The organism is Cytobacillus sp. FSL M8-0252 (assembly GCF_038007345.1).
Lineage (GTDB): Bacteria > Bacillota > Bacilli > Bacillales > Cytobacillaceae > Cytobacillus > Cytobacillus kochii.
This window is the reverse complement of sequence record NZ_JBBOWZ010000001.1, coordinates 415968-440058: the sequence shown is the minus strand read 5'-3', so window position 1 is coordinate 440058 and position 24091 is coordinate 415968. Positions and strand designations below refer to the sequence as shown.

Sequence of the window (24091 nt, the reverse complement as noted above, 5' to 3'; positions counted from 1 at the left end):
CAAAAAACATACAAATCTTTAAATCAAATTACTTTAAATAAAATTTGTAACCATCCTTCTCCTCTCCGCTTACCATAAATTTATCCCGATTCTTTCTATTTTTCATTCTCCTCTTTAAATATGATACAGTAAAGCTATACATAAAATGTTGGAGGAATACTTATGACATCAACTACTTACACAGGCTATGTTGGTACCTATACAAAAAAGGATAGCCAAGGAATTTACTCATTTCATTTAGAGGATGATCAAATTAAAAATATAGAACTTGCTGCTAAACTTGAAAACCCAACTTATTTAACGATCAGCTCGAATCAATCACATCTATACGCTGTGATGAAAGAAGGAGATTTAGGCGGTGTCGCCGCTTATGAGTTAGACAGCAGACATAGTGGGCTCACTTTATTAAACAAACACCTTTCTCCAGGTGCCTCGCCTTGTCATGTAAGTCTAGATCCAAAGAGTCAATACTTATTAAGTGCGAATTACCATAAAGGAACGGTTGACTATTATTCACTACTACAAAATGGCGAGATTAAAAACCTGCTAACTTCAAAAGAGATTCATGGTTCGGGACCACATGAGCGCCAAGAAAAACCACATACCCATTTCGCTGGACTCACACCGGATGAGAAGTATGTTGTTGCTGTCGATTTAGGGGCAGATGAAATCATTCTATTTCGTAGGGATGGGGATAAACTCACCAAACATTTTACTTTGGCAACACAGCCAGGCTCTGGACCAAGACATATCACCTTTCACCCCAATGGGAAATGGGCCTACTGCATGACTGAACTAAGCTCAGAAATTATTGCACTTCAATATGACACTGAGAAAGGAGAATTGAAGGAAATTTCTTATTATAAGACGATACCTGAGGATTTTTTAGAAAACAATCAAGGTAGCGCCATCCATCTTTCTCAAGACGGCAAATTTTTATACGCTGGCAATAGAGGTCATAATTCAATTGCGATATTTGCAGTCGCCGAAGATCGATTGCATATAACCTTTGTTGCTCATACATCGACATATGGAGATTGGCCACGTGACTTTGTATTAGATCCAACTGAAGAATACTTAATCGCAGCCAATGAACGGTCAAATAATTTAACTTTATTTAAACGAGAGGCTGAATCAGGGTTACTTCAACTATTGCAACAAAATGTTCCTGTACCTGAACCAGTTTGTGTGAAGTTTTTACCTCAACAACTATAAGTACAAAAATAAATTTAATTTCATAACTAATAATAAAAAAGGGGTGTTCTGCTAATGAATAGCCCTTTTTTGTATCCCCTCTATTGATAGGCGATGACTTTATTAACGTTCTATCACTAATAGGACATGCATAAACTAAAATAGGAGACTATTTAAGGAGGAGAAATGATGAATAAAGTTGTTTATCTAGTTGGAGTAGCCATCATTATTTGCTTTGTTTCATTAGCTGAATCCCCTAATTCAATCCTCCACCATGAGAACGAAAGAGAAAGTAAATATCCCTATTTTCCAGTAATTAATGAGAATAATGACAGCGAAGAAGTAAGTCAAACCGTTGATGAAACTGACCTTGAAGGTTTAGCTCCTACTTTAGAGCTTCAACTAGTGGACACAGTTTACAAAGATGATGTCATTGTTGAAAAATATCAACAATTCGAGGTTTATAGAAATGACGAGCAGGAAGTCATTAAAGCTATTCCATTGGATGAATATGAATACTTATCGTATCAACAATAGTTAGTCAATCAAAACATGGACAAGAAGTTCTATATTATCTGGCAAATTATAAGTAAGAATATACCCTTTTGTATACCCTGATATAAAACTATGACCATCCAATATTGTCGGGGAGGTAATATCTACTTCCATTCCCTTCCCTTCGATGGCTGATACTGAACCACCAGCAATCATATTCCCTAGTTCCCCACTAAAAGATGTTAACATTTCACCTTCTAAGTCCATCCCGAACATAGATTTCCCCAGCAATGAAAAAAGTGAACGATCACCACCAATGAACAATTTACCAGCTATGTCCCCTGAGAAACCGATGAATACCCCATATCGAACAAGGAATGAACCTTCTAGCTCAGTCCTACCCACTAATTCATGATTCATGGGAATTAGCTGTCCAATTGAAGTTTGGACACCTTTTAATAAAAGGTTCATTTTTTCTTTATCCTGTAAGACCTTTTCCATTGCCGGTCACCCCACATCAAAATAGTTGATAGTATCATAGTATATTATACCTGGTTCTTTTGCTATATTTTTCATTAAAAAAATACATGATAAAACTGAAAATAAATGAGCAAAAATAACTATTTTAAAATTCAGACACGAATGGTTTTATAGAGCGCTAACTTCTCTTATTCCCTTTTCAACAAACATTAAAACACATAACTTTGACAATTTCTATCCATTTAAGTATGATAATATTATTAAATGCGAAAGGGTGACTCTAAGTCAATGAAGTAAGAATCCTATTTATCGAAAACAAACAATTGAAGGTAATGAGTAAAGGAACGCTTTATTTTGCTATGCTTTCAAACAATGTTTTCAGAATAGGATTGCACTTCATAAGGTTACCCGTTGGAATTCTCCCAACTTTTTTAGTGTACCTTTATGCCTCCTATTCTGAAGAAATAGGAGGCATTTTTTTCGAGAATTTGTCTCCCAAAACGAGAGGAGATGATCAATATGCTATTATTAGAAGCCACTGATTTGAAAATTACTATAGGTGACCGGCTATTAGCTACTGCAGAAAGAATAACTGTACAACAAAACGATCGTATTGGTTTAGTTGGCCGGAACGGGACAGGAAAGACGACAATTTTAGATACACTTGTAGGAAAAATAGCTGCCGAAGAGGGACAAATCATCCGCAATGGCACAATGGAGTTATTACCACAATTAAAACATGATGATCAATACAAAAGTGGTGGAGAAACAACGCAACAATATATTAAAGAAGCACTAGCTAAAAACCCGGAAATATTACTTGCAGATGAACCAACGACCCATCTGGACACTTCCCATATTGAATGGTTAGAAAAGATTCTTAAGCATTGGCAAGGTGCCCTCATTCTTGTCTCGCATGACAGAACTTTTCTTGACCGTGTGTGTACAAAAATTTGGGAAATTGACGAGGAGAAAGTAAAGATATATTCTGGTAATTACTCGCAATATAAACAGCAGAAAGAATTAGCATTAGCAGAGAAGCAGCAAGCTTACGAACAGTATGAACAGAAAAAAGCACAATTAGAAAATGCCCTCACCTTGAAGGCTAAGAAGGCAGAGAGAGCAACTAAAAAGCCAAAAAATCTAAGTTCTTCTGAAGCACGGATCACAGGATCAAAGCCTTACTTTGCTAAAAAACAAAAAAAGCTGCAACAAACGGCTAAATCAATTGAAACAAGATTGGAAAAGCTTGAAAAGGTTGAAAAAATTAAGGACCTCCCGTCTTTACAAATGACCTTACCTAATGAAAAAAATACGAAGAACCGAATTATTATTAGAGCGGAAAACCTTAAAGGAAAAATAGCTGATCACCTGCTTTTTGAACCCGCCTCCTTTCAAATTCGCGGAGGAGAAAAATGGGCGATTATTGGTCCCAATGGCTCTGGAAAGACAACCTTGATTAAAAAAATTTTACAGAGGCAAGAATTGACTGTCTCTCCATCTTTAAAAATTGGCTATTTTAGTCAAAATTTAGATATTCTGCACAAGGATAAAACGATTATTGAAAATGTTAAAGAAACCTCTATTCAGGAAGAAACGATTATTCGTACAATACTAGCCAGACTACGCTTTTTTCGAGAAGATGTATATAAAAAAGTCTCACTTCTTAGCGGCGGAGAACGAGTGAAAGTCGCATTAGCCAAAATACTTGTGAGTGAAGTGAATACATTAGTGCTAGATGAGCCGACAAATTTTCTCGATATTGAAGCTGTAGAAGCATTAGAAGAACTATTAATGCAATATAAGGGAACTATTCTCTTCGTCTCTCATGATCGCCGTCTTACTAATAAGGTAGCAAACAGGTTATTGATTATTAAAAATAAACAGATTGAAGTATTCAGAGGCAATCACGAAGCTTACGAATCCTATGAGCCCGAGGTGAAGAGGAATGATCATGAGGAAGAACGTTTACTCATCGAAACAAAAATAACAGAAGTCCTTTCACGATTGAGTATCGAGCCAACAGAGGAGCTGGAAAAAGAATTCCAGAAACTACTACAACAGAAAAAGAAATGGCAATAAGTTCTACAAAGGGACCCTACTTGCATGACATTCGGGTCCCTCTTTTTTCTTCATATAAAGCCTCAACATTTTAATTATTTCCACTTTTAATCAGCTTTAAAATCCTGTAAAATCCAATTAAGGTATATTTAACTACATTGAATTACGACATTCGTCCTCTTCCTCTTCAATCATTTATCCTTTGTGTAAACGAAAATCTTATAGTCAATGTAAACCATATTAATCTACCCTGAGGTGTCGACATGAAGCTATTGCAGATGAATCAACTTGAAAAAACAATCGGAAATACAATTATCTTCCCTAAATTCGATTTAACTTTATATAGAAATGAAATTGTTGCACTCCAATGCAATAACGAAGTTGGCAAACATCTCATCATGATGATGATTGGAAAGAACAGTATTTCAAATGGAAATGTATTATTTGAAGATACAGAGTTAAATAAGCATTTTAAAAGTCTATCTAATAGAATTGGGCTATCTCTACTAGACGACGCTCTCTACGACCGGTTAACTCCCAGAGAATTTTTAACTTTTTATAAGAACCTGCATGAAGTCAATATAGAAATAGAAGCTTTAATACAAAAAATAAATTTAATAGACAAAGTAAATACAAAGATTAGCAGACTTACGTTTTCTGAAAAGAAAAGGCTACACTTAGGAAGGGCAATCCTCCATCAACCAGATTTGCTTATATTAGAAGAACCCGACCAAAACATCGATATCGAAAGTAAAATTACACTACAGAAAGTATTAGAAGACCATAAACAACAAGGAAGAGTCGCCCTTATCATTACTAATAATTACGAAAGTGCACTATCAATGACGGATACAGTGTATCGTTTAAATGAGCACGGTCTAAAAAAAATCGAGATCATGGATGAAGAGAGTAGTCACCAGGATATCGAAGATGAAGAAGCACAGCCGCAACAAGATATGTTGCCTAGCGAAGAAATCGGTCCAGCTTCTTCAGAAAAGATTCAGAACATGAACAATCCATTGCGTCTTGAAAAAATCCCTGCAAAAGTGGAGGACAAAATCATCCTTTTTGATCCGACTGAAATTGTATATGTTGAGAGTAATGATGGCATTTCCCATTTACATGTAAATGGTGAAAGTTTCCCTTGTGCTCTTACGCTAAATACATTATTTGAGAGACTGCATCCATTTGGATTCTTTCGCTGTCATCGTTCATATATTGTTAATTTGCAGAAGGTGAGAGAAGTCATTACTTGGACAAGAAATAGTTATAGCCTTATTCTCGATGATGCGAAAAAGAGTTCAATCCCATTATCAAAAGGAAAATTAAATGAGTTGAAAGAGATTATGGGCATATAAGTTGTTTCATCTTGACTTTAACAACGAATGACACCCTATTTTCACCTACTTTCCTTGCTCCATTCACCGCTTAATTGCTTCCATTCATCTAAATATAGACGCTTTTCACCTTGATATTACTGTATTCATCCCATTTCACAGTTAATATTGAAGACAAGAAATGCAAAACGTGAAAAGGGGCCAATTAAATGGAAAATGTCATTGAAGTAAGAGACCTTGAAAAGTCTTTTCAAAACCAACTAGCTTTAAAGAAAGTAAGTTTTCAAGTAAGAAAAGGGGAAACAATTGGTTTCTTAGGACCGAGTGGTTCAGGTAAAACAACAACAATCAAAATCCTAACCGCTCAACTTCATGCAACTGCCGGAGAAGTGAAAGTGTTTGGTGAACCAATTGCGAAACTAAAAGATCCCATTTATATGAAGAGAATTGGTATATTAACTGATAATAGTGGCTTATACGAAAGGCTTAGTATATACGATAATCTCGCATTATATTGTGATTTATATGAAGTAGATAAAAAAAGAATCAATGAAGTACTCACAACGGTAAATTTAATAGGAGAAAGTAAGAAAATCGTGCAAAAACTGTCCAAAGGAATGAAGCAACGAGTGACATTAGCTAGAGCCATGCTTCATAAACCGGATTTACTCTTTTTAGATGAGCCGACTTCCGCCTTGGATCCTGTAAACACGATGCATATCCACCAAGGGCTTAAAAAGCTAAACGAAGAAGGAACAACAATATTTTTAACTACTCATGATATGCAAGAAGCCGAGACAATTTGTGATCGAGTGGCATTCTTACATAATGGTGAAATCAGCTTAATTGATACACCAGAGAATATTAAAACACAACAAAGTTCTTCATCCATCTCCCTATTATTGCGAAACAATCGTAAAGTGGTTGTGCAAAAAGACGAAGCAGGTGCAAAAGAAATATATAACTATATAAAAGACGGAGAAATCGTAACCATTCATTCAGATGAGCCGACACTTGGAGATGTATTTGTAAAATTAACGGGGAGGAAATTATCATGATCTTTTCATTAAAACGTGTCAACGCTATATTTATTAAAGATTGGAAAGATTTGCAGAGAAATTCATATATTCTTTTTACTTTAGCCATCCCATTAGTTTTTGCAGCGATGTTAGGTCGCATGAATGCAGCAACAGACGTCCTTTCTACTTATCCAATTAATCTCGCACTAATTATTGCAGGTGCTTTTATTCAAGCTGCGATGGTTGCAGAAGAAAAAGAGAAAAATACTTTGAGGGGCTTGTTATTATCACCTGCCAGTACACTAGAAATATTGATTGGAAAAAGCGCATTGTCTGGACTGATGACCATACTTGTTATTATCGGATCAATTATTTTCTCAGGATACACAGTCCCATCCCTTCCACTATTTTCTCTTAGCACTTTACTAGGCTTAGTCTTTTACCTTGCAACAGGAACGATTCTTGGACTGCTTTCACGGACAGTAATGGAGACAAGTATTATCGGTATGCCTGTATTAATTATATTCGGCATGAGCTCCATGTTTAAACCAATGGTTGAAAATGCAACCTTGATCAATATAATTGAGTTGTTGCCTAATGAACAATTAAATCAGATTTGGTTTGGTTTAAGTGACGGTAAGGGGGCAGCTGAAATCCTCATGAATTTGTTCATTTTATTCTTGTGGGTAGCCGTTTCATTCATACTCACCATCGTAATATATAAGAAACGTAGATTTGATTAAGGTATCGAGGTCGGATAGGTTCCCTCTCTCCGACCTCACCAATCATATACAACAAGATTGGGCCATTTCGCTTTCCATTTCCTTGCCTTATACTCATATATCTCCTTCGTGACGATTACTTTATTCGGTACTATCCTCATGTTAAACAGATCATCTAAATGATAAGGCGCATACATAGTCATCTTGTCATTTTTCTCCATTTTCACCCCTACCGCAGTAGCTGTTGTTGGCCAGCTCGCGATTGCCTCATTGATGCTTGTATAAGCAGGAATCGCAAAACCAAATTTTTCTTCATACCAGAAATGGACATTCGCTTGATTCTTTATATCTAATTGATATGGAAACGACTTGAGCATACTACTTAATATTTGCTGAAACTCCCTTTCGCTCAATCGGTTTCCCTTGTCATAGTAGACAAGGTCAATATCTGATATACCATAGTCGATTGCGTTGCCAGATAATTGATTCCACACGGTATTTGCCACACATCCCGCAGCTACATAATAATCAAAGGGTAAGTCCAAATCCGATAAACAACTTAATAAATGAATGATTTCCTCATTTTGTTCTAACATTTCCTTTAACTGTTTTTCATAATTAATCATCGTAGTATCTACCACCTTTATTGATTAAAAAGCAACTAACATCATATCTTATATAAGAGTACATTTACATTATTTGGTTTCACACTTGATTATAATTTTTAGGGAGAAGTCAAAATTCTCTTTTATTTCCCTTAGTTTAAGAACACTAGTATAATGACCTAAACAGTTTAAGCCTTCTTACTTATGATTGGAAGAAACAATAACAATGTCATAAATGAACCAACTACTTAATGGTACAATAAAGTTCAAAAAATCGAAATTGACGGAACCACTTTTGGAGGAGGACCTTTAATGGAAAAGATGAAGAAACGAATTGAAGTAGCTTCAGGTAAATCACCTGCAGACCTTGTCATCAAAAATGCGCAAATTGTTGATGTGTTTTCAAGTGAAATTATTTCTGGAGACGTAGCCATCACAGATGGATATATTGTTGGAATTGGTGACTATAAAGGAATAGAAACAGTTGACGCTCATAACCGTTTTTTAGCTCCTTCTTTTATTGATGGACATGTACATATTGAATCCTCCATGGTAACCCCTGTCGAGTTTTCAAAAATCCTCCTGCAGCATGGGATAACTGCTGTCATTTGTGATCCTCATGAGATTGCTAATGTCGTTGGTGAAAGAGGTATTGAGTTTATGCTTCACGCATCTGATGATATTCCATTTGATGCTTATTTCATGCTACCATCTTGTGTGCCAGCCACACCTTTTGAAAATGCCGGTGCTACATTAACAGCAAACGACTTATCTCCTTTTTATGAATATGAGAGGGTGATTGGTTTAGCCGAAGTCATGAATTATCCCGGTGTGATGAAAGGCGATCACGACTTATTGAGTAAAATTCACGAAGCGCATAAAAGAGGAAAAAAAGTGGATGGCCATGCGGCGGGGCTAAAAGGAAAACAACTAGATGTGTATATGACAGCTGGTATCCGAACTGATCATGAAGCAACTACTGCAAAAGAAGCAAAAGAACGATTGCAAAAAGGGATGTACGTCATGATTCGCGAAGGTACAGCAGCAAAAGAATTATGTCGAATCCTACCAATTGTTAATGAGAAAAATGCACGTAGATTTCTATTTGTTACAGATGACCGCCATCTTGATGATATTATTAGCGAAGGTAGTATCGACTATATGATTCGGAAAGCGATTAAGAAGGGGATTGATCCGATTACAGCGATTCAAATGGGGTCTCTCAATACAGCTGAGTGCTTCGGGCTTAAGGAACAAGGTGCCATCGCTCCAGGATATAAAGCTGATTTCGTTTTATTAGACGATCTTGAGCAAATTGAGATTCAATCTGTTTATAAAAATGGACAATGTGTTTTTAGTGAAGGAGAATTAACTGATTTCCCTAAAGAATTAGAGCAAAAGGAATTTTCCCATCTCACTAATACCGTCCATCTTCCTGTCATTAATGAACAATCGTTTCACTTAGACATCGTCGGAGAAAAAGCCCATATTATTGAAGTGATACCGAACAGCATAGTAACCGACCATGTTATTGAAACCGTTCAGAAAGACGAACGCGATCGTTTCATCGCTTCTATCGAGAAAGATCATTTGAAAATTGCTGTCATGGAGCGTCATCATCATACTGGCAACATTGGACTCGGTGTCTTAAAAGGGCTCGGACTACAATCTGGCGCCATCGCAACAACGGTAGCCCATGATTCTCATAATTTAATTCTTGCGGGTACAACTGATAAAGATATGGCTGTCGCTGCCAATGCAATCCGCGACATGCAAGGTGGACTTGTAGTTGTCGATAAAGGAAAGGTGCTTGCTCAATTAAACTTGCCAATCGCGGGTCTCATGTCACATGAACCATATGAGAAAGTGAATAAGAGGCTAGTGGAAATCAATCAGGCATTGGATAAAATCGGAGCTAACCATACATTTAATCCATTCTTAACATTAAGCTTCCTTGCGCTACCTGTTATTCCATCACTAAAACTAACAGACCTTGGGCTCTTTGATGTCAATACCTTTAACCATATCTCTGTATCTGTAGAGAAATAACCTAATAAATGAGAATGACCCGAACTCGTTTCGGGTTACTTTTTATATTATGTTTCTCTCTTGAGAACTCCTTCTTGTATTTTATCCAATTTTTCTATCTATGCCAAACTGACAATTTTTTTGTATATTACAGTAAACAGCTTACCCTCTCTTAGAGAGTCCTCCATTAGTTTTAAATAAAGCAACAGCAAGGTACTTCCCCACCTATGTCCCTAGCTGTTTCAACTTCACTCTCATATGAACTCGTAACTAATACATGTCCCTATTTAACCCAAAACATCAGCTTCTGGTTTAAGAATGCCATAACATACGAGGTCTATATATTTTCCATCTTTTCTTACATGTTTTTTCAACAGGCCTTCTTTCTTCATACCGGTCTTTTCAATTACCCTCATTGAAGCTGGGTTCGAGTCGAATGAACGTGCAAACACTTTATTGTAATTTTTTGCGCTAAAGGCAAATTCAATTAACGCTTTAGCAGCCTCTGTAGCATAGCCATTCCCCCAATATTCCTCACCAATCCAATAAGCAAGCTCTCCATGATTGAACGTTTGATGATGCGAGAGCGCAATTGCACCGTATAACTTGCCAGTGATTTTATCAGTTATTGCCAACTCAAACCGCTTATTATGATTGAAATCACTAAGATGATTTTCCATCCAAATAAGAGCATGTTCAGTTAAATAAGGATAGGGAAGATTTAAAGTACTTTTATAAAGATTATAATTGTTACATAGTTTAACAACTTCTGGTACATCGGCCTCATTAAACAAGCGAAGCATTAATTGGTTCGTTTCGATTTTATTTTCGTTATGATGATATATCACTAGGTACCCCTCTTTTAAAATAAATTTTGATACTACTCTCATTCAATTTTTTTCGCTATTCTCCTTCTCTTCACAAGAAAAACGCATGTAAGGATCTCTAAATGTAAGTTATTCGATACCAATATGAATAAAATAAAAAGACCTCATCCATCCTACAAGATTTGGTCCTTACAAAATTCAGTATTTACTTTTTTCATAATAGCTGCAAATACTTCCGATAAATCAGAAACATGCTCATCCCCTTTTGTTGTAAATGCAGGGCGAGGCTGTTTCCATATTGTATATATCCCCACTCCACCCGCACCGACTATATCATTTTTGAGATGGTCACCTACATATACTGTCTCATCTGGAGATACGCCAAGTCTTGAAAGAGTATGTTCAAAGATATAAGGATGGGGTTTCTTTACACCAACCTCTTCTGAAATAACAATTTCATCAAACAATGCTTCTATCTGCAATGACTTAATTACTTCTCGCTGAAATTTACTGTACCCGTTCGAGATGATCGCCGTCCTTAAGCCCTTCTTTTTCAACCTTTTAAGCAATGTAATTGCCTGAGGATACAGTTCGGCATGTAAAGGAAAATGAGATAAATAATCCTGCAGTAATTCTTGCCAAGAAAAGTCTATTAAAGAAAACTCTCCTACCATCTGTTGATACACTTTATCTTTCCAAACATAGCCGCCTTGATCTAAATTAATGAACCTTTCTGCATATATTTTCTTATCTAAATGTGGAAAGAGTCTCTCTTGCTGATTCTCAATAAACGACAAAATAGCTGCCTTTCGATTATGAAGGGTTCCGTCTAAATCAAACATCACTGCTCTTACCATTACTTGATTACACCTCCAATTATTTCACTCGTAACTTTTGCCCAACTGTAATCACATTGATATCTTTCAAATGGTTCCATTCTTGTAACTTTTGCGCCGTTAGTTTAAATCTCTTTATGATAGTTGTGACTGTATCACCTTGGTGAACGGTGTAATAGTAGTGTTTTTCCCCTGTCTTGATTATTTGTCCGACAGTAATCAAGTGAGGATTATGAATATGATTGATTTTTTGCAAGCTACTGACACTTGTATCGTGCACAGCTGCTATTTTTGAAAGCGTATCGCCAGATTTGACTGTATAGCTAAACTCTACCTCCTCTAATTGATTTAGGTTCACCCAAGATCCTGGCATACCTTCCACTTTTGATAGATTAAATATTTCTCCTACCTTTTTAAAAATATAATAACTCCCTGCCTTGTACAGGGACTTTTCTCGTATCTCTTTCTTTGCATCTTCAACCGTTACATAACCTTTTTTGTCCCTTGATAAATGATATTTAGGATTAGTATCATATTGTAGTAATTGATAAGTCTCAATGATACGAATGATTTTTTTGCTATAATCAGGATCTGTCGCATAACCTGATAACTGCACCTGCTCAGCAGCTTTTTTGTAATCTTTTTCTTCTAAAATAGCAAGGTATTTGTTTCGATCCCAAGATACACCATTCTTATAAAGCTTTGCTAAGTCCTCAATTGACTCCTCCCATGAAGGGTACTTTCTAAATGCCGCTGCCGTTGTAACCATTTGCCCATCTATAAATTCTTTCGTCAACATCTTTACCGACTGTCCGTTATACTCACCCTTTATACCGAACAAATTATTACCTTCTATTGCCAATTTACTCTTCCCATGATTAGATTCATGCATAGCTTGTGCAATCACTAGTGAAGGCAGTATGTGATATTGTTTAGCTATTTTCTTTGCTAACGGAACGATCGCTTCAATAAAGTTCAAAATAAACACCTCTTTTTCACACTCTATTCCTAACAAGATGCTTTGCTAGGGCTTTATTTCTGTTTCTTGTATTTTAAAAAATAATACAAAGAAAATAAGAAAATACTAGAAATAACAAACCCAGTCCCACCTAATAATCCAAGCAAGCGATTAGGCATCCATACAGTGGCAAGCCCAGCTAAAAACATAGAGATACCTATCATTGTATTAGAAATCGTTGTAAATAGACCAAATATAAGTCCACTCTTATCTTTAGGTGTCTCTCTCATTAGCATCGTATCAAAACAGGTGTTACATAATCCAGAGAAAAACGCGGCCGTTATTAAAAAAACAATGGCCATCCAAAATTGTTGTGACTGGCTTAATAAGATAATACAAAATCCTTCGAACATCAGTGCAATTAAGGCGATTCTCATTAGATGATTTTGCAATTTCTCTGCTACAGGAAAGCTTAGCATTAAACCAATTCCTAATGAACCATAGAATATGCCGACACCAACATCTCCTAAATGAAATTCTTGAACTGCATACACACTTAATAACACATTATCAATGCCATTAAATAGAGGAATTAACAGTTCTGATAGAAAAATGATTAATAATAAACTCGAATGAAAAATAACATCTTTAACGATGATGAATGAACCTTTCTTCTTATTTTTGGACATTGATTCCTCAGTTCTTTCTCTATCAAGAACGCGCAATTTAGCTAACAAAACAGCAGCAATTAAAAAGGAAGCACCATTTACGAAAAAGGTAAAATTAGCACCGAATAAAGAAGTGACCACTCCACCTGAAAACGACCCTCCAATAAGAACAACTCCCACCATTACTTGTTCAAGGCTATTAACTTTTATCATATTTTTTTCCTTCACCATCAACGGAATGGCAGATTTTCTTGTTGGTGCATAAATGGCTTCACCTGCTGCTAAGAAAAAACTCGACAAATAAACGATCCAGACAGATGAAACATCATTTACAAACACAAACGACAAAGCAAACAGGATACGTCCTAAATCTGTGCAGACTAATATTTTCCTCCGTGAAAAACGGTCTGCCATCAATCCTCCTAATGGGCCAAATAACAGAAACGGAATGACTCTTATCGCTAAAGCAAGACCAACAGCAAGGCCAGACCCTGTTACTTGCAATAACAGTGCTAACAACGCAACTTGACTAAATCGATCACCTATTCCATTGAGAACACCCGCAAAGAATAAGCGCGCATAGTCTTTCTCTTCTTTTAATATGGAGATCATTCTCGTCCCCTCCTCATATAATTAGATAATCATCTAATTTGATGTTAATCTAATATATGAATAATCGCAATCTTTATTTCAAAAAAAAAAAGGAAAGTGCTTCGTTACGAAACAAACTTTCCAATCAATTTTTATTCTCTCAAATTATTTACACTCATTCTTGGGGGCTCCTCTAACCATCCATTATCGATCATAATTCTTATATTTTCTCTAATAAACAACATGATATCTTTTACAAATAAACCTAATTTGATGTTGATGTCATCTCTTAAGCTAAAGCCTGCACCAAATCCTTGACTACCGAGACCGAAATTACTTAACAAAAAGGTTAGATACATCATTAATTTATCAGAAAATGGTGGAATGTTAGACTTAGTAAGCGATAACCCATGAATTGTCGGCACCCTAATATCATCCTTAATTAGGATGTCATATGTTCCCTCCAAAATATCCTTGCTGAGCTCTTTCCCTTTAATAAAATAGTCCTTCACTTCTGTATGAACTGCCGTTTGAGCAAATCCTGTCATAAGCATCATGCCAACTGTATTCGTTTGAATAGACTGGTTTAAATAACTAAACTCAATCGTATTAATATCTCTTTTGTCACCAAACAGGCGATAACCTTTTGTATAATTTATATCTGAGACGAAGTCGACCGTTGTAGGGACATTAATCAAATTAGGTAATGGGTAATACCCCTCGTCAACCGCATAATTTAAGAACTTTTGATAATATTTCTGCGTTACATTTGTCATCTCACGATATAAATCAATAATATCATTTCGGTAGGACGTTGCTATATGAAGGGTGTATAGTCCCATGCTAATTTCCTTTAACACCATACACAAAAGAATATCAAATCCCTCTCCAAAAATTTTAGGAGCTTTCAAGTTCACATCGGCATTAGTGAAGCCTTGAGGTATAACAGCACCCTCATCATTAAATATCTGTTCAATACGGTGGACATTTGGCTCTAACTCAGACCATAAACCTTGCATAAGCTTTTTCGCTTTTTTATCCTCGGACACTTCTATAAAATGTTCTAAAACCCTTAATATCATTGTTTTCTTCTGATAAGTAATCCACAGTGCACCAATTTCTGTAGATGTCATTTTACTTCGATTGACCATTCTGTCACCTACTTTTATAAAATAACCATTCTTGTGACTAAGTTTTGCTATTCTCCTACTAAATATTCCCTTTATATCAAAAAAGCTAGAGGACAGGGATAGTCGTTCCCTTACCTCCAGCTTTCTAAATTATCCCCAAAGCATACGAAAACGCATAGCTGCATCAATTACTCTAGCTGTCGCTCCTTCATGCCTGGATGCATACTTCTTTCGATTGACACAATCAATTAACATTTGATCACATTGATAACAATGGCCATATCGATCAATGCAGGCATCATGTTTCTGACAACAAGAATCCACATAATTGATGGGCTTGCCTGGACCGCTACAACCCGGGCCACAATACCGATAACCTCCAGGCAAACAAAAACCTTTTTTATTAAACCTGTTCACTATTTTCACCTTCTTATCCTTTTATATATATTACAAACAGTAAGTCCATTTCGCCTGTGACCTTACCTAATAGGGGAATATTTTTATCAATTTATTTCAGTGCTTATTGGTCAAATAACATAAAAAAGCCAACCTATCCAAAAAGGATAAGTTGGCAACTATTGAATTCGACTAAACTTAATCAAAGTAAATATAATTGGAACTATCGTGGCAAGTAAAAACACTGGCAGAAACCAAATGCCTAAAGAGTCCGCCCATCCTAATGCTACTCTAATGGATTGTATAAGTATAAAGCCGAATAATGCGAGGCAAATATTCTTTATGACATTTAGCATTTTTCTACTCGTTAAGTAAAATGCGGCTGCATTTGATTCATTGATGCGTGCAGGGTAATTATGAATATGAGGAAACCGTTCAAATATCCCCATCATAAACCATAGAAACACGCCGATAATTGGTAAGATAAATAATTCATATTTAGAACCCCACCGATCAACTTCCCCTGAAGCATTGTAATGACCCGGTACTTGTTCAGGTATAGCTGACCAAGACACAACTAAGAATACAATCGACCCAATGAATACAATAAGACCAAGTATGTCGCATCCCCATTCCCATTTAGTACGAGGCAATTTAAGTACTGGTCTATCCATACCCCATTCCTCCTCTTTCCGTTCGTCTTTTTAATACATACGAAGGAAAGATAAAAAGGTTTCATCCATTAGATAATCAAAGGCAACTAGTTCATACAGGGAATTACGCGATGGCTCTATCCCCCTTTTCATGAAAGGAAACAGGCGCGTCGTAATGGTAAGATATCAGTGTTGATGGCTCTGTTTGAGAAAAATATTGTCATTCATACTGTATGAGGTGAATCGCCTGAGACATGCGATCAACAAAGTATATGGTAAAGGAATAAAGAATGGTTCTTTGATAAGCAGTTTAACTTCACACTTTTCACCCTTTATAATGCAAATCGTAATAAACCTACGTACATTGTTTTAACGCTTGCGTGATATCAGCCATCACATCTACAGGATCCTCTAAGCCAACAGAAAGGCGGATCATTTCGGGACTCACACCCGCCTCCGCTTGTTGTCCAGGTGAAAGACGAGCATGTGTTGTACTCGCTGGATGAATAATGAGCGTTTTAGCGTCACCAACATTTGCTAAATGTGATACCAGCTTTAGTGAGTTGATAAACCTTTTAGCTGTACTGATTCCCCCTTTGATGCCAAATGTAAAGGTTGCACCTGCCCCACTCGGAAAATACTTTTTCCCGAGATGATATTGTGGATGGCTTTCTAACCCAGGGTAGTTCACCCAAGAAATATGAGGTAACTCTCCTAACCGTTTAGCCAAAACTTGTGCATTAGCGACTTGCTTTTCTACTCTGACACTTAATGACTCCAGACCTTGAATAAATAACCAGCTATTGAAGGCAGACAGCGTTGCCCCTAAGTCATGGCCAAGTTCAAATCTTGCTTTAAGAATAAAAGCTTTTTCCCTAGAAATTTCAACATAGCTGCGATTACCAATAGCAGGCTTTTTCTCATTAAAGGAAGGAAATCTTTCGTTACTCCATTCGAATCTTCCTCCATCTACAATTACCCCACCGATTGCCGTACCATGTCCACCAATAAATTTAGTTGCTGAATGAACGACTATATCCGCGCCAAATGCAAGTGGTTTTAGTAAAAATGGCGTAGTAAATGTATTATCTACTACTAATGGTAGGCCGTGACGTTTCGCTATCTCACTTAACTTTTCTAAATGTGCTACCTCCATATTCGGGTTGCCAATTGTCTCTGTGAAAATCGCCTTTGTCCTTTTATTAATTTTTCCTTCTAAAGATGTAAAGTCCGTCCCATCAACAAAATGAACATTGATACCGAATTTACTAAACGTTTCTGCAAATAAATGGTAGGTACCACCATAAAGAGCCTGTGTAGAAACTATCTCATCGCCTGCTCTTGCAAGTGTTAAAAGGGCAATGGAAATCGCTGCTTGCCCAGATGAAACAGCAAATGAGGCTACGCCACCTTCTAACTGTGCCATTCTCTCCTCAAACACTGCATTGGTTGGATTTGCATTCCTTGAATAAATAAAGCCAGGCTCTTGCATCTGAAATAAGCTTGCTGCATGATCGGTATCTTCAAACACATAGGATGAAGTCATGTATATTGGTACGGCTCTCGACTTTGTAACAGGATCTGGCACTTGCCCCCCATGAAGCGCTATTGTATCAAACTGGTGATGATTCATTTTTCATTCTCCTCTCACATTTCACTTATAATAAACAAACTCGACTCGGAACCATCTATCAGTGATGAGCTTTTGAGTATGCCAGCACAATGGTTGTTTTTTCATAAATTGAATTTGAAACATCAATTTTTTATGTCCAACACCTTTTTTCAAGAGCAGAAAAAAGACCACTTTCAATAAAAAGAGATTGTACTCTTCCATCGAAAGCCGCCTTTAGTCGTCTAATCGGCATAGATAAAGCCCCTCTTGCTAAAGAAGAGGGGCTCACGATATATCGCCATATCCTCAACTTATCTATCTTGGAATTAGCACCGTTACCTAGTTTTGGTCGGTTGCTGAGGCTTCAAAGGGCCAGTCCCTCCACCTCTCTTGATAAATTGAATTTTTTAAATTTTAAGAGTCATTAATTATTAATCAGAATAACCTTATCATCCGGCGCTGTCAACAGCTTTTTATAATAAATCTTTTATGCAGCACAAAGTCTTTCTTTTGCCTTTATTACTGACACCCAATATTCAACTGGAGATATAAAGGATTGCAAATAATTCAGCTCTTTATTATACATAAGAGCCTCCACTAAAAGATAAACAGACGTATCATTTAAATCGTTAACAATCATATCAAGCAAAGTTGCTTTCATATTCATAATATCTTCATAATCATCGATGATAGCTAACTTATCATCTAAATATGAAAGAAAAGCTTGTAAATGAACAACCTCTTCTTGTAATTCCTTCCACCCTTTATCCTCAGCTAATACGTTTACATAATTAACAAATTGATTGTACTCTTCATGACTATCTCTTTTAATTTTCTCTGCTAATATATCAAAAAATACATGATTGGACATATCCTTGCTGTTCACTATTAGAGCACCACCTTTACTATTTATATAAAATTATAGACCTTCTCTTTTAAATATTCAATAAAATCACATGAAACTATTTTCAATTAAGGAGTCGGGTGGTGTGTAGTTTTAGTCTAAATTAAACCAAGTAGCTAGGATATAAGGGGGATACAATAATTTCTAATTTTTCTTACGCATTTGAATGAAAGGTGAAATCACCCTTCCACTACTAGATGCATATCCAGCTATTTATGTAAGCTTTGTTTTGCCCTTTTTACCCGGCTCATCATTCGACTTGATTCTTTGTTAGCCTTGTTCCTCTCTTTTACATGGCTCATACTTCAATTTGATTCTTTGTTAGCTTCGTTTCTCTCTTTTACATGGCTCATACTTCGATTTGCTTCTTTTTAGCTTCGTTTTGCTCTTTTACATGGACCATAACTAAATCTCTTTTAGCTATGGCAAATAACTTTCCCTTCGATGCAACCGCCTCATATAGAGTAGGATTCAATCATTCAGCCCCTCGCTCGATAGCCAAATTGTGCAGAGATTTCTTTTCCTACTTTTATAATAGATTGACTTTTATCTGCAGAGGGGTCTTTTGGAATCGACTCTGAGAAACCAACTACTGTTATCGCACTTAATAATTCTTGATTGTAATTAAAGATTGGTATAGACACAGAAGATACAGTAGGAATCAAAGGCTCCTTAGCAAAGGCAATCCGTTCCTGCCTTACGCGGTTGATTTCTTCTACCGCATTCCCTTTTCCTTCTTTCCCCATAACCTTAATCCAATCTTTAGTTGTTGCTGAATCAAGGAAGCTCTCGAATATTTTCCCAGTCGATGAAAGCGGTGGTAAAAGTGAACCGAGCTGTGCACCAATATTATAGGCATGTCCCGGGTTCCATATTTTCGAGATAATTGGACCATTATATGTCCACGTAGTTAATAGGCACGTATTGTCTAGTTGATGACTTAAATCCTTCAAATAGGGTAGAACACGTGAAATCACATCTTCCTGCCCTATAGCTGCCACCCCATATTCAATTAATTTACTTCCAAGTTGATATTGTCCATTATGTTTGTCCTTGTATAGAATGTCTAATTCCGTAAAAGTGTTCAAGTATTTATAAAGATTACTTTTTGTAATTCCTGTTTTTTCCTGTATATCAGATAACCTCAATGGTTCTCCGCTAGCAACTAATAGGTCAATAATTCTCATACCAACTTGGATCGATTGGATCGTAGCTTGTTTTTGATTTTTCATGTAAAAAACCCCTATTTTATATTTTTTTTAGTATATCAGAAAAACACTATGTTTTCTGATTTCAGCCATGTTTTGCATCCTTTTGAAAGGAGTTATTTTTCAAAAAGTTTAAAAAACCACAACAAATTCTCTTGAGTTTATCTGAAAATTAGGATACTATAAATTTATCATTAATAGATAACATCGTTCACTATTAATGGAATATTAAACAACCAATGAAGAAAGAGTCTAATAAACGCTCATTAATAAAGGTTTTATGCCTAACACTTCCACACAAAGCGTTTTACTCTTTGATCACGCAATTCCTAGACAAAAAAAACTTTTCATAAAGGAGTTTGAATATGAAATTAGTTACTTTCACTCACAATAACAACACACGTATCGGAGCAGTTACAGAAGGAAATGAAGTAGTAGACTTAAACTTTGCTTACCAAGCTTTCCTTGAAGCAGAAGGTAAACTACGTTCTGAATTAATTGCTGAAGCGTACATTCCAGCACAAATGGAAGGTTTCCTACAAGGGGGAAATGAAAGCCTTTCCATCGCAAAGGAAATGGTTGATTATGCATTAAATAATCGTGAATCGTTCAAACATCCACTTGTACATGCATTTGAAGATGTAAAAATCGAAGCACCTGTAACAAAACCCGGAAAAATTATTTGTGTAGGTCATAACTACCGTGAACATATTGCAGAAATGGGAAGAGAATTACCGCCTCACCCAGTAGTATTTGCTAAATTTGCCAACACAGTGATTGGACCACAAGATGATATTCCATTCTATCCAATTTCTGAACAATTAGATTACGAAGCTGAATTTGCTTTTGTTGTAGGTAAAAAAGCTAGAAACGTAGCAAAAGAAGACGCACTCAATTATGTAGCAGGATATACAATCGCTAATGACGTCACTTACCGCGATATCCAACGTCGCACACTTCAATGGTTGCAAGGTAAAACAGTTGAAGGTAGTGCACCAATGGGTCCTTGGTTAATCACTTCTGATGAATTACAAGATCCATCTGGTTTAGGTGTTCTTTTAACTGTTAATGGGGAAGAAAGACAAAAAACGAATACAGCCAACTTTGTCTTTGATGTTCCAACGCTTGTTGAATTCTTATCTAACTTAATGACTTTAGAACCTGGTGATATCGTATTAACAGGGACACCTGGAGGCGTAGGATTTGCTCGTGATCCTCAAGTATTCTTGAAAGATGGCGATGTCGTTCGCATTGAAGTAGATAAAGTCGGCGTTCTCGAAAATAAAGTTTCAAAGGTGGAAAAATAATTATGAGCGAAACGAAAACGATTCAGCAATCTATTGAGTCTATTCAAACATCATTAGATCAAATCATTGAAACCGTTTCAGGATTATCTGAAGAAACCATACGTTGGAACCCATCAAAAGAAGAATGGTCCATTATGCAGGTTATTACTCATTTAAACGAGGCCCTACCTTATTGGCTAGGTGAAATAGATACAGTTGTAAAAGCCCCGGGTTCCCAATGGGGACGAGGCTTACAGGACCCTGCTCGCCTTGCAGCAGTCGAAAATACTGAACACCAATCAGTTGAAGACGAATTGAAAAAATTATCGCAAATAAAACAAGATGTTCAAACAAAATTATCTGTTTTATCTGCTGACACATTGGCTCAGGAATCACCTCATCGTAACTTTGCAAAATTCGGTAATAAATCTGTATTCTTTATTGCCGATCACTTTATCGATGAACATGCCGCTGGTCATTACAACCAAATTCAACGTAACTTGTCTAAGCTAGCAAAATAATATTAAGGTGGCGAAATATTATGGCTGAAAAACATGCATATATGGAGGATCAAGACGTAAAGGACTTTACGAAAGAAATCCAAGAATATCATCTCGGTCCATTATGGGAAGCCATCCCAGCACTGATGAACCATACACCAAAACCACATGCTGTTCCATATTTATGGTCAGATGAGCTTTTAAAGAAAAAATTATCCGAAGCTGCTGAAATCTTCACACCTGACCGTGGTGGAGAAAGACGCGCGATTTACTTTCAAAACCCTGGGTTGACTTATAGACAACCATGGGGATGGGCTTCAACCACTCAAACATTGTATGCTGCTGTGCAGTTACTGCTTCCTGGTGAAGTAGCACCTTCACACCGTCACTCTCAAAGTGCTCTGCGCTTTATCACTGATGGAGAAGGAGCTTACACAATTGTTGAAGGTGAACGTATCTTCATGCAAGAAGGCGACTTCCTTATTACACCGAAGAACCTCTGGCATGGACATGGCCATGTAGGCGATAAACCAATGATTTGGATGGATGCACTTGATATACCTACCATCTATTCAATCGGTGGAACATTCTTTGAACCATTTCCTAATAAGATTGAAACGCCAACTCGCCCAGATAACTTCTCTGAACAAAGATACAGTGGCGGAATGGTAAGACCAATTAATGACCGCTATTCAAGCGTGGCACCACTCGCAAATTACAAGTGGAAACGTACAGAAGATGCGATTAAAGGATTAACTAGATTTGAGCCAGATCCATATGATGGCTACGCTGTTGAATATATCAATCCATCCAACGGACAAACAGCTAATCCAACAATGGGAGCTTGGATGCAATTATTACCAAAAGGCTTCCGTACAAAGGCACATCGTCACACACATTCTACCATTTACCAAGTACATCAAGGTTCTGGTTATACAGTAATAAACGGTGAACGATTCGATTGGAAAAAAGGAGATTACTTCTGTATTCCAAACTGGGCATGGCACGAACATGTACCTGCTGAAGATAGCTACCTTTTCTCAGTAAATGACCTTCCAATTATGGAGCGATTTGACTTAGAAAAATCTCAAAACCTTGAAGAAAACAACGGAGAACAAAAAATCATAGGCGAATTTAAAGCTTTCCGTTAATTGCACAAGAACAACCGGGCACAGTTCCTCGGTTGTTCTTAAAAGATTCGAAATATAACAGTAAATGAAAACGCTTATAAAACAGAATATTTATTTTTGTAAAACAAAAGGAGGATAAACATAATGACAAACACAGCACAGAATCCATTTATTGTAATCGGTGGAGGAATCGGCGGTTTAGCTACTGCATTAGGCGTCGCAGAAAATAACCAATATGTAAAAGTGCTTGAACAAGCACCTGAATTCGGTGAAGTTGGAGCTGGTATCCAACTTGCAGCAAATGCGACCAATGTTTTGCAACGCTTAGGCGTAATGGATAAAATCAATGAAATCGCTGTATTCCCTAAACGTCTTGTACTTATGGATGCATTCTCTGGTAAAGAATTATCAGCACTTGATTTAGGAGAGGTTTACAGAGAGAGATACGGTGCTCCTTATATTGTATTACACCGCTCTGATCTACATCGTGTGCTTCTTGAAGCTTGTCAGGAAAACCCATATATTGAACTAGCAACAAACCAAAAAATTACGACAACAGAAGAAAACGATCAAGGTGTAACAGTTAAAGCAGAAAACGGTGATGTTCATAAGGGAATCGCAGTAATTGGTGCAGATGGTCTATGGTCTAATGTACGTAAAATGTTCTCTGATGACCAACCTATTTGTTCCGGATATGTTGCTTACCGTGGGGCAATCCCGATTGAAGAAGTGAAGACCTCTATTGGGGATATGGATGACGTATATATGTGGATTGGACCAGACCTTCACTTAGTACAATATCCAGTTCGTCGTGGTGAACTTTATAACCAAGTCGTTGTATTCAAAAGTAAAAACTACCGTCCCGAAATTGAAAAGACTGAAGGTTGGGGCACTCCGGAAGAAATGGACGCTGTGTTCGCTGGGTCATGTGAATTAGTGCAAAATGCGATTGCATTTATCTCACGTCAAAAACGTTGGCCAATGTTCGATCGCTTACCAATCGAAAACTGGACGCAAGGTCACATTACGCTCACTGGTGATGCTGCTCACCCAATGCTACAATATCTTGCTCAAGGTGCTTGTCAAGCACTTGAAGATGCTGCATACATGTCAGATATGCTCAGTGCACATGGTGAAGATATCCCTGCAGCATTTACAGCGTTCCAAAAAGAAAGACAACCGAGAACAGCCTATGTCCAAGGTTCTGCACGTACATGGGGTGAAATTATTCACAATACAACAAACGAAGGTATTTTACTTAGAAACATTATCCTAGGAAAAAGACAATCAAATGACTTTGAATTTGTCGATCAATTCCATGGCTATAATAAAAATGCAAAACTAGTTGAAGCTTAAACCGTTCTCCACAAAGTCGTCATTAATGGTTTCATCTGGAGAAGAAAGGCTTAATCCTTTCTTCTCTCTTTTCATATATGTGTAAGCGATTGCAA

24 protein-coding genes and 1 riboswitch are annotated in these 24091 nt (G+C 36.8%); of the genes, 11 read left to right on the top strand and 13 right to left on the bottom strand.

The features are described 5' to 3' along the window. The first annotated feature begins 162 nt into the window (after positions 1-162). Together MKX83_RS02295 and MKX83_RS02290 are read left to right on the top strand one after the other, a co-directional pair. The gene (locus tag MKX83_RS02295) at positions 163-1215 is read left to right on the top strand and encodes a lactonase family protein (RefSeq protein ID WP_095370895.1); all 1053 of its coding nucleotides are present in this window, start codon (positions 163-165) and stop codon (positions 1213-1215) included. A 168-nt stretch (positions 1216-1383) separates the two neighbouring features. Continuing rightward, complete coding sequence (locus MKX83_RS02290; RefSeq protein WP_095370896.1) at positions 1384-1731, top strand: hypothetical protein; 348 nt, start codon at positions 1384-1386, stop codon at positions 1729-1731. Here MKX83_RS02290 and MKX83_RS02285 read toward each other — a convergent pair whose 3' ends face one another. Further along, positions 1732-2190 carry a chemotaxis protein CheX gene (locus tag MKX83_RS02285; protein ID WP_095370897.1) on the bottom strand — a complete coding sequence of 153 codons (459 nt, stop codon included), beginning with the start codon at positions 2188-2190 and terminating at the stop codon, positions 1732-1734. A 498-nt stretch (positions 2191-2688) separates the two neighbouring features. On the opposite strand from MKX83_RS02285, the gene MKX83_RS02280 reads away from it, so the two are divergent. The 4 genes from MKX83_RS02280 (at position 2689) to MKX83_RS02265 (ending at position 7329) form a co-directional block, all read left to right on the top strand. Beyond that, the gene (locus tag MKX83_RS02280) at positions 2689-4251 is read left to right on the top strand and encodes a Vga family ABC-F type ribosomal protection protein (RefSeq protein WP_328198949.1); all 1563 of its coding nucleotides are present in this window, start codon (positions 2689-2691) and stop codon (positions 4249-4251) included. A gap of 242 nt (positions 4252-4493) precedes the next feature. Beyond that, positions 4494-5588, top strand: a complete 1095-nt coding sequence (locus MKX83_RS02275) for a LytTR family transcriptional regulator DNA-binding domain-containing protein (RefSeq protein ID WP_095370899.1) — start codon at positions 4494-4496, stop codon at positions 5586-5588. A 188-nt stretch (positions 5589-5776) separates the two neighbouring features. Next, on the top strand, positions 5777-6625 hold the full coding sequence (locus MKX83_RS02270) for an ABC transporter ATP-binding protein (RefSeq protein ID WP_341053849.1): 849 nt from the start codon (positions 5777-5779) through the stop codon (positions 6623-6625). After that, positions 6622-7329 carry an ABC transporter permease gene (locus MKX83_RS02265; RefSeq protein ID WP_307315563.1) on the top strand — a complete coding sequence of 236 codons (708 nt, stop codon included), beginning with the start codon at positions 6622-6624 and terminating at the stop codon, positions 7327-7329. The genes MKX83_RS02270 and MKX83_RS02265 overlap by 4 nt, the downstream gene beginning before the upstream one ends. A gap of 35 nt (positions 7330-7364) precedes the next feature. Here the strand turns inward: MKX83_RS02265 and MKX83_RS02260 are convergent, their stop codons facing one another. Further along, positions 7365-7934, bottom strand: coding sequence for a nucleotidyltransferase family protein (locus MKX83_RS02260; protein ID WP_340977467.1), 570 nt, complete (start codon positions 7932-7934; stop codon positions 7365-7367). A gap of 258 nt (positions 7935-8192) precedes the next feature. Here MKX83_RS02260 and ade point away from each other — a divergent pair, with 258 nt between their 5' ends. Then, entirely contained in the window at positions 8193-9962 is a 1770-nt protein-coding gene (gene ade, locus MKX83_RS02255) for an adenine deaminase (protein ID WP_340978644.1), read from the top strand. Positions 9963-10228: 266 nt separating this feature from the next. Here ade and MKX83_RS02250 read toward each other — a convergent pair whose 3' ends face one another. From MKX83_RS02250 to MKX83_RS02200, 11 genes are all read right to left on the bottom strand, one after another. After that, entirely contained in the window at positions 10229-10789 is a 561-nt protein-coding gene (locus MKX83_RS02250; RefSeq protein ID WP_411675011.1) for a GNAT family N-acetyltransferase, read from the bottom strand. A gap of 152 nt (positions 10790-10941) precedes the next feature. Beyond that, positions 10942-11625, bottom strand: a complete 684-nt coding sequence (locus MKX83_RS02245) for an HAD family hydrolase (protein WP_095370905.1) — start codon at positions 11623-11625, stop codon at positions 10942-10944. Positions 11626-11644: 19 nt separating this feature from the next. Beyond that, on the bottom strand, positions 11645-12583 hold the full coding sequence (locus MKX83_RS02240) for a glucosaminidase domain-containing protein (RefSeq protein ID WP_341053847.1): 939 nt from the start codon (positions 12581-12583) through the stop codon (positions 11645-11647). A 53-nt stretch (positions 12584-12636) separates the two neighbouring features. Next, positions 12637-13842: an MFS transporter gene (locus MKX83_RS02235; RefSeq protein ID WP_341053845.1), complete on the bottom strand. Its 1206-nt coding sequence runs from the start codon at positions 13840-13842 to the stop codon at positions 12637-12639. A 131-nt stretch (positions 13843-13973) separates the two neighbouring features. Then, on the bottom strand, positions 13974-14972 hold the full coding sequence (locus MKX83_RS02230; RefSeq protein ID WP_095370908.1) for a DUF3231 family protein: 999 nt from the start codon (positions 14970-14972) through the stop codon (positions 13974-13976). A 129-nt stretch (positions 14973-15101) separates the two neighbouring features. Continuing rightward, the gene (locus MKX83_RS02225) at positions 15102-15368 is read right to left on the bottom strand and encodes a Parvovirus coat protein VP1-like protein (protein WP_095370909.1); all 267 of its coding nucleotides are present in this window, start codon (positions 15366-15368) and stop codon (positions 15102-15104) included. A 158-nt stretch (positions 15369-15526) separates the two neighbouring features. Next, positions 15527-16021, bottom strand: coding sequence for a DUF1648 domain-containing protein (locus MKX83_RS02220; protein WP_095370910.1), 495 nt, complete (start codon positions 16019-16021; stop codon positions 15527-15529). Between the two features lie 334 nt (positions 16022-16355). Beyond that, the gene (locus MKX83_RS02215) at positions 16356-17633 is read right to left on the bottom strand and encodes an O-acetylhomoserine aminocarboxypropyltransferase/cysteine synthase family protein (protein ID WP_341053843.1); all 1278 of its coding nucleotides are present in this window, start codon (positions 17631-17633) and stop codon (positions 16356-16358) included. A gap of 287 nt (positions 17634-17920) precedes the next feature. Beyond that, positions 17921-18012, bottom strand: a riboswitch (SAM riboswitch). 87 nt (positions 18013-18099) lie between these two features. After that, a complete protein-coding gene (locus MKX83_RS02210; protein WP_341053841.1) occupies positions 18100-18498 on the bottom strand; it encodes a hypothetical protein in 399 nt (132 codons plus the stop codon). Positions 18499-18865: 367 nt separating this feature from the next. Then, complete coding sequence (locus tag MKX83_RS02205; protein WP_267892260.1) at positions 18866-18991, bottom strand: hypothetical protein; 126 nt, start codon at positions 18989-18991, stop codon at positions 18866-18868. A gap of 4 nt (positions 18992-18995) precedes the next feature. Next, complete coding sequence (locus tag MKX83_RS02200; protein WP_095370914.1) at positions 18996-19748, bottom strand: IclR family transcriptional regulator; 753 nt, start codon at positions 19746-19748, stop codon at positions 18996-18998. A gap of 341 nt (positions 19749-20089) precedes the next feature. Between MKX83_RS02200 and MKX83_RS02195 the strand changes: the two genes are divergently transcribed. The 4 genes from MKX83_RS02195 (at position 20090) to MKX83_RS02180 (ending at position 23996) form a co-directional block, all read left to right on the top strand. After that, entirely contained in the window at positions 20090-21031 is a 942-nt protein-coding gene (locus tag MKX83_RS02195) for a fumarylacetoacetate hydrolase family protein (protein ID WP_095370915.1), read from the top strand. 2 nt (positions 21032-21033) lie between these two features. Next, a complete protein-coding gene (locus MKX83_RS02190; RefSeq protein ID WP_328198940.1) occupies positions 21034-21531 on the top strand; it encodes a DinB family protein in 498 nt (165 codons plus the stop codon). 20 nt (positions 21532-21551) lie between these two features. Then, the gene (locus tag MKX83_RS02185; RefSeq protein WP_095370917.1) at positions 21552-22661 is read left to right on the top strand and encodes a cupin domain-containing protein; all 1110 of its coding nucleotides are present in this window, start codon (positions 21552-21554) and stop codon (positions 22659-22661) included. 123 nt (positions 22662-22784) lie between these two features. Next, positions 22785-23996, top strand: coding sequence for an FAD-dependent monooxygenase (locus MKX83_RS02180; protein WP_341053839.1), 1212 nt, complete (start codon positions 22785-22787; stop codon positions 23994-23996). Positions 23997-24091 lie beyond the last annotated feature (95 nt).

What these genes read in the sequence shown, in the direction of transcription:
- MKX83_RS02185 (WP_095370917.1), top strand. Translation starts at nt 21,552, where the DNA reads ATGGCTGAAAAACATGCATATATGGAGGATCAAGACGTAAAGGACTTT.
- MKX83_RS02285 (WP_095370897.1), bottom strand. Translation starts at nt 2,190, where the DNA reads ATGGAAAAGGTCTTACAGGATAAAGAAAAAATGAACCTTTTATTAAAA.
- MKX83_RS02215 (WP_341053843.1), bottom strand. Translation starts at nt 17,633, where the DNA reads ATGAATCATCACCAGTTTGATACAATAGCGCTTCATGGGGGGCAAGTG.
- MKX83_RS02270 (WP_341053849.1), top strand. Translation starts at nt 5,777, where the DNA reads ATGGAAAATGTCATTGAAGTAAGAGACCTTGAAAAGTCTTTTCAAAAC.
- MKX83_RS02230 (WP_095370908.1), bottom strand. Translation starts at nt 14,972, where the DNA reads ATGGTCAATCGAAGTAAAATGACATCTACAGAAATTGGTGCACTGTGG.
- MKX83_RS02180 (WP_341053839.1), top strand. Translation starts at nt 22,785, where the DNA reads ATGACAAACACAGCACAGAATCCATTTATTGTAATCGGTGGAGGAATC.
- MKX83_RS02235 (WP_341053845.1), bottom strand. Translation starts at nt 13,842, where the DNA reads ATGATCTCCATATTAAAAGAAGAGAAAGACTATGCGCGCTTATTCTTT.
- MKX83_RS02190 (WP_328198940.1), top strand. Translation starts at nt 21,034, where the DNA reads ATGAGCGAAACGAAAACGATTCAGCAATCTATTGAGTCTATTCAAACA.
- MKX83_RS02275 (WP_095370899.1), top strand. Translation starts at nt 4,494, where the DNA reads ATGAAGCTATTGCAGATGAATCAACTTGAAAAAACAATCGGAAATACA.
- MKX83_RS02200 (WP_095370914.1), bottom strand. Translation starts at nt 19,748, where the DNA reads ATGAAAAATCAAAAACAAGCTACGATCCAATCGATCCAAGTTGGTATG.
- MKX83_RS02245 (WP_095370905.1), bottom strand. Translation starts at nt 11,625, where the DNA reads ATGGTAAGAGCAGTGATGTTTGATTTAGACGGAACCCTTCATAATCGA.
- MKX83_RS02195 (WP_095370915.1), top strand. Translation starts at nt 20,090, where the DNA reads ATGAAATTAGTTACTTTCACTCACAATAACAACACACGTATCGGAGCA.
- MKX83_RS02290 (WP_095370896.1), top strand. Translation starts at nt 1,384, where the DNA reads ATGAATAAAGTTGTTTATCTAGTTGGAGTAGCCATCATTATTTGCTTT.
- MKX83_RS02280 (WP_328198949.1), top strand. Translation starts at nt 2,689, where the DNA reads ATGCTATTATTAGAAGCCACTGATTTGAAAATTACTATAGGTGACCGG.
- MKX83_RS02220 (WP_095370910.1), bottom strand. Translation starts at nt 16,021, where the DNA reads ATGGATAGACCAGTACTTAAATTGCCTCGTACTAAATGGGAATGGGGA.
- MKX83_RS02260 (WP_340977467.1), bottom strand. Translation starts at nt 7,934, where the DNA reads ATGATTAATTATGAAAAACAGTTAAAGGAAATGTTAGAACAAAATGAG.
- MKX83_RS02295 (WP_095370895.1), top strand. Translation starts at nt 163, where the DNA reads ATGACATCAACTACTTACACAGGCTATGTTGGTACCTATACAAAAAAG.
- MKX83_RS02265 (WP_307315563.1), top strand. Translation starts at nt 6,622, where the DNA reads ATGATCTTTTCATTAAAACGTGTCAACGCTATATTTATTAAAGATTGG.